We start from the raw sequence: 4,628 nt of genomic DNA, 5'->3' as shown, positions 1-4,628 counted from the left end.
GTACGTCCAGTACGAGGCCGACTCGGGCGCACGCCCAGCCGGGCGCCCAACGCCGCGCGCTGATCTGCCAAGATCCGCCGGACAGGCCCTAGCGCGCGGCGCCGTCCGGGGTGACCGGGTCCGGGCCCGCGTGGGCGTCGCCCTCCATCGGCACCTCCTGGCCGCTCGTCCGGTCCACCACCGTCCGCCCGGCCAGCGGCGAGCGCAGGTCGACGGAGACGGCCTGCCGCTTGGCCATCGCGGTGCAGACGTGCCCGGGCTGGACGGTCGGCGGGCCCGGCACGATCACCACGCCCACCTGGCCCGGCTGCGACTCGTCCGCCTTCACCGCGTACGTGGTGCAGACCCCGCCGAAGAAGTAGACGGTCAGCTTGTTGCTGCCGTCCAGCCGGTAGCCGGTCGGCGGCCGGACGTTGGAGTTGGCCGGGCCGCCACCGGCCGGGTTGGGCTCACCCGGGGCGATCCCGTTGGGCGGGGGAGTGGCCGGCGTCGTGGGCCGCCCGGGTGCGGGCTCGGCCGGGGTCGGCGTCGCCCCGCCCGACGGGGCCCCCGCGGGCGCCGGCGCGGACGGCGAACCGGAGTCCGCCGGGGCCGTCGGGGACCCGCTCGGCGGGGCCGAGCTGCTCACGGAGGCCGAGGCGGTGCTCGCCGCCGAGTCCCCGGAACCCTTGCCGTCGCCGTTGCAGCCGGCCAGGGTCACCACTGCCGCCAGCGCGGCCACCGCCAGGGCCACCGCCCGCCGACCGCGGCGGGGCATCGTCTCCAGATCCATCTGCGCATCCTCCCGAGGGCTCAGCGGCGCGGCCTCCTCGGCCGCACCGCGCGGATGTGACGTGCCCCGGTCGGATCCGGTTCCCCGGTCCTCACATGCCGTACTCGGCCATCCCGGCGACCAGCCGCTGCGCCCCGGACGGCACCCGGACGCCGACGGACGCGGGGGCGGCGGGCTCCGGTCCGGCCGTCACCACCGGCCAGAACCGGCGCAGCCGCCGGGATGAGCGGACCAGCGCGTCGAGGCTCTCGGCGTCCGCGTCGGCTCGGCGGGCGCTCGGCGGGAAGGGGTCGGACATCATCGGGCATCGCTCCGATCAAGGGCCGTGGCCGCATCGCCACGGTCGTCGACGGGCCCCGACCGATCGCGGCAGGGCTCCATGGGGCCGACCCTAGGCCCGGCCCGGTGGGCCCACCAGTGCTACCCGGAGGTAGTACACGTTGGGGGGTCCGGGGTGCCACCATGGCGGGGAAGGCGACCGGCAGCTTGCGGGACTCTTGCTGGCGTGCCGTGCCGGACGGGTACCGTGAGTGGGTTCATTCGCCCCCGCTGGCCCTGTTGCCATCCTGAGGAGACCCCCGTGCGTATCGCCGTCGCCGGCTCGATCGCCACCGACCACCTGATGACGTTCCCCGGTCGGTTCGCCGACCAGCTCGTCGCCGAGCAGCTGCACACCGTGTCGCTGTCCTTCCTGGTCGACGCCCTGGACATCCGCCGTGGTGGCGTCGCGCCGAACATCGCGTTCGGCATGGGCGTGCTCGGGCTCCGGCCGATCCTGGTCGGTGCCGCCGGCGCGGACTTCGCCGAGTACCGCAGCTGGCTGGAGCGCAACAACGTGGACTGCAACTCCGTCCACATCTCCGAGACCCGGCACACCGCCCGCTTCATGTGCACCACGGACGAGGACCACAACCAGATCGCCTCGTTCTACACCGGTGCCATGGCCGAGGCCCGCAACATCGAGCTCAAGCCGATCGCCGACCGCGTCGGCGGCCTCGACCTCGTCCTGGTCGGCGCCGACGACCCCCAGGGCATGGTCCGCCACACCCAGGAGTGCCGCACCCGCGGTTACGCCTTCGCCGCCGACCCCTCCCAGCAGCTGGCCCGCCTGGACGGCGAGGACATCCGCGAGCTGGTGGACGGCGCCTCGTACCTCTTCACCAACGAGTACGAGGCCGCGCTGATCGAGACCAAGACCGGCTGGGACGCCGAGGAGCTGCTCACCCGCGTCGGCACCCGGGTCACCACCCTGGGCAGCAAGGGCGTCCGGATCGAGCGCAAGGGCGAGGCCCCGATCGTGGTCGGCTGCCCGGCCGAGGAGGCCAAGGTCGACCCGACCGGCGTCGGCGACGCCTTCCGGGCCGGCTTCCTGTCCGGGCTGTCCTGGGGCCTCGACCTGGAGCGCGCCGCCCAGCTCGGCTGCATGCTCGCCACCCTGGTGATCGAGACCGTCGGCACCCAGGAGTACGACCTGCGTCCGGCCGCCTTCCTGAAGCGGATCGAGGACGCCTACGGGGCCGAGGCCGCCGCGGAGATCCGCACCCACCTGGTCTAGCGGACGGGCCCTGGTGGTCCGCCCCTCAGGAGCGGCGCACCACCAGGTAGGCCGAGCCCCGGTCGCCGCCGTAGTCGGCGGCCGGGGCCTCCCCGGCGTACTCCTGACCGCGCATCCCGCACCAGGCCGGGACGTCCAGCCGGGCCGCCTCGTCGTCCGCCAGCACGGCGACGGTGCCGCCCACCGGCACCTCGCCGATCCGCTTCGCCAGCTCGATCACCGGCAGCGGGCACCGCTTGCCGAGCGCGTCGATCACGAGCAGTGGCCCGGCGTCGCCCGCCGGCGCCGGCAGGTCCAGCCCGAGCGGGGCGCGGACCCCGGCGACCACGTCCGGCAGCACGCGGAGGAAGCGCTCCACGTCGGCCTCGGCCGTCCCGTACGGCAGCGAGACCCGGACGTTGCCCTCGGTGAGCACGCCCATGGCGGCCAGCACGTGGCTCGGCGTCAGGGTGGAGGAGGTGCAGGAGGAGCCGGAGGAGACCGCGAAGCCCGCCCGGTCCAGCTCGGTCAGCAGCACCTCGCCGTCCACGTACAGGCAGGAGAAGGTGACGAGGTGCGGCAGCCGCCGCACCGGGTCGCCGACCACCTCGACCTCGGGCACCAGCTGCGGCACCCGGCCGCGGATCCGCTCCACCAGGTCGTGCAGCCGGGCGTTCTCCCGCTCGGCCTCCGCCCGGACGGCGCGCAGCGAGGCGGCCGCGGCCACGATCGCCGGGACGTTGACGTAGCCGGGCACCCGCCCGCCCTCGCGCTCGTCGGCCGGCAGCGGCGAGGCGTACCGGACGCCCTTGCGCACGGCGAGGACGCCGACCCCGGGCGGTCCGCCCCACTTGTGGGCGCTCGCGGTCAGCAGCGACCAGCCCGCCGGGACGTCCATCCGTCCGGCGCTCTGTGCGGCGTCGACCAGCAGCGGAACCCCGGCCGCGGCGCACAGTTCGGCCACCTCGCCGACCGGCTGGACGGTGCCCACCTCGTGGTTGGCGCTCTGCAGCGCGGCCAGCGCGGTGTCGGTCCGCAGCAGGGCGCCGAAGGCCCGCGGGTCCACCCGTCCGGTGCGGTCCACCGGGGCCACCGAGACCTCGCCGCCGCCCGCCTCGTGGCGTTCGCCGACGTGCAGCACGCTGGAGTGCTCCACCGCGGAGTGCACCAGGTGCCCGCCGCGCCTGCGGTTCCCAGCCAGGGCGCCCAGCAGCCCGAGTTGGACGGCCTGCGTCCCGCTCGCGGTGAAGGAGATCTCGTCGGGCCGCGCGCCCAGGACGGCGGCGACCGTCTCGCGGGCGGCGTCCAGCAGCATCCGGGCCTGCCGGCCGGAGCGGTACAGCCGGGCCGGATCGGCCCAGCCCTCGTCCAGGGCGGCGGTCAGGGCCTGCCGCGCGACGGGGTGCAGAGGGGCTGTCGAGGCCACGTCGAAGTACACGGGGCCATTGAACCTCAGCGACGGTGCAGAGGGCCGTGCGGGAGGGAGGCCGAGCACCCCGGCTTCCCCGACGTGGCCTGAATCGAGCGATGCAGCGGAGGAGTGGACCACTGGTCGGGAAACGGAATTGACGGAGCGTCGGTTCGTGCTGGTACGGTCGTCGCGGTTCAAGGGGGTGGGCCGGTTGCGTCTGCGGCGAGGGCTGCCTCCTTATCGAGAGACCTCGGAAAGGAAAGCTCGACGTGATTGCCCAGTTCTCGAAGGGAAAGCGGATCGGCCTTGTGGCCGCGATATCCGCCCTCTTTATGCTTGCCTTCACCCAGCCGGCCTCGGCGGCCGGGCCCAAGGACGCCTATCTGAACAAGAACAGCGGCTACTGTCTGGAGATCGGCGGGTGGCGTACCGACGCAGGCGCCCCGGCGGACCAGTGGCCCTGTGGTGATGCCCAGACCAATCAGGGCTGGTACTTCGACCAGAACAATTACCCGAACGGTTTCTGGCTGAAGAACAAGAACAGCGGTATGTGCCTGGAAGTGGCCGACTGGAGCACGCAGGCCGGTGCCCAGATCCGTCAGTGGCCCTGCGGCACCAATCAGGCCAACCAGCAGTGGGTTGTCGGTAACACCGATGGTCGCTGGATTGAGCTGAGGAACAAGAACAGCGGTATGTGCATGGAGGTCGGGGACTGGAGCAAGGCCTGGGGCGCGCCGGTGAGGCAGTGGCCGTGCGGCAACATGCAGGCGAACCAGATGTGGGGCCTGTGACCAGAGTGGCGTGAGTCGGCTGTGGGGGGCGCGCGCCCCGCACGCGGGCGCCCAGGCCACACCCCAGCGGGGGGGGGGGTGGGGGGGCGCCGCACAGCGGGCACGCAAGGAAAAAGAGGG

General features: G+C 73.7%; 5 protein-coding genes. 2 read left to right on the top strand and 3 right to left on the bottom strand.

The genetic code is table 11. The features are described 5' to 3' along the window. Positions 1-88: 88 nt before the first annotated feature. Together ACFXOZ_RS40945 and ACFXOZ_RS40940 are read right to left on the bottom strand one after the other, a co-directional pair. Complete coding sequence (locus tag ACFXOZ_RS40945; RefSeq protein ID WP_380532579.1) at positions 89-772, bottom strand: hypothetical protein; 684 nt, start codon at positions 770-772, stop codon at positions 89-91. A 91-nt stretch (positions 773-863) separates the two neighbouring features. Then, the gene (locus ACFXOZ_RS40940) at positions 864-1,073 is read right to left on the bottom strand and encodes a hypothetical protein (RefSeq protein ID WP_375897353.1); all 210 of its coding nucleotides are present in this window, start codon (positions 1,071-1,073) and stop codon (positions 864-866) included. 279 nt (positions 1,074-1,352) lie between these two features. Here ACFXOZ_RS40940 and ACFXOZ_RS40935 point away from each other — a divergent pair, with 279 nt between their 5' ends. Further along, positions 1,353-2,327 (top strand): carbohydrate kinase family protein, encoded by a 975-nt coding sequence (locus tag ACFXOZ_RS40935; RefSeq protein ID WP_375897352.1) that lies wholly within the window; start codon positions 1,353-1,355, stop codon positions 2,325-2,327. A gap of 25 nt (positions 2,328-2,352) precedes the next feature. Here the strand turns inward: ACFXOZ_RS40935 and ACFXOZ_RS40930 are convergent, their stop codons facing one another. Beyond that, positions 2,353-3,744, bottom strand: a complete 1,392-nt coding sequence (locus tag ACFXOZ_RS40930; protein ID WP_380595126.1) for a cysteine desulfurase/sulfurtransferase TusA family protein — start codon at positions 3,742-3,744, stop codon at positions 2,353-2,355. Positions 3,745-3,986: 242 nt separating this feature from the next. Between ACFXOZ_RS40930 and ACFXOZ_RS40925 the strand changes: the two genes are divergently transcribed. After that, positions 3,987-4,508: an RICIN domain-containing protein gene (locus ACFXOZ_RS40925; protein ID WP_380595124.1), complete on the top strand. Its 522-nt coding sequence runs from the start codon at positions 3,987-3,989 to the stop codon at positions 4,506-4,508. Positions 4,509-4,628: the final 120 nt, after the last annotated feature.

Origin of the sequence: Kitasatospora sp. NPDC059160 (assembly GCF_042755465.1) — a bacterium.
GTDB lineage: Bacteria > Actinomycetota > Actinomycetes > Streptomycetales > Streptomycetaceae > Kitasatospora.
The sequence above is the reverse complement of the archived record's forward strand: the minus strand, read 5'-3'. Positions and strand labels throughout refer to the sequence as shown.

What these genes read in the sequence shown, in the direction of transcription:
- ACFXOZ_RS40945 (WP_380532579.1), bottom strand. Translation starts at nt 772, where the DNA reads ATGGATCTGGAGACGATGCCCCGCCGCGGTCGGCGGGCGGTGGCCCTG.
- ACFXOZ_RS40940 (WP_375897353.1), bottom strand. Translation starts at nt 1,073, where the DNA reads ATGATGTCCGACCCCTTCCCGCCGAGCGCCCGCCGAGCCGACGCGGAC.